Origin of the sequence: Klebsiella sp. HN106 (assembly GCF_051209435.1) — a bacterium.
Classification (GTDB): Bacteria; Pseudomonadota; Gammaproteobacteria; order Enterobacterales; family Enterobacteriaceae; genus Klebsiella; species Klebsiella oxytoca.
In genome coordinates, this window is the sequence record NZ_JBLURD010000175.1 from 1 (window position 1) to 327 (window position 327).

The window sequence follows — 327 nt, forward strand, 5'->3', positions numbered from 1 at the left end:
CAGCGCATTGCTGCTGGTGATGCTGCTTTCAGCGCTGGATCAGACCATTGTCTCCACCGCGCTGCCGACGATTGTCGGCGAACTGGGCGGGCTGGACAAGCTTTCCTGGGTGGTCACCGCCTATATCCTCAGCTCCACCATCGCGGTGCCGCTGTACGGTAAATTTGGCGATCTGTTCGGCCGCAAAATCGTGCTGCAGGTGGCGATTGGGCTGTTTCTCGTCGGCTCCGCGCTCTGCGGGCTGGCGCAGAATATGACCCAGCTGGTGCTGATGCGCGGCCTGCAGGGGCTCGGCGGCGGCGGCCTGATGGTGATCAGCATGGCGGC

General features: G+C 63.6%; 1 protein-coding gene. It reads left to right on the top strand.

What is annotated here, in order from left to right; all coding sequences use genetic code 11:
• Window positions 1-327 (top strand): MFS transporter (locus ACSIPU_RS30825; RefSeq protein ID WP_435322508.1); only part of this gene is annotated, 327 nt, incomplete at both ends.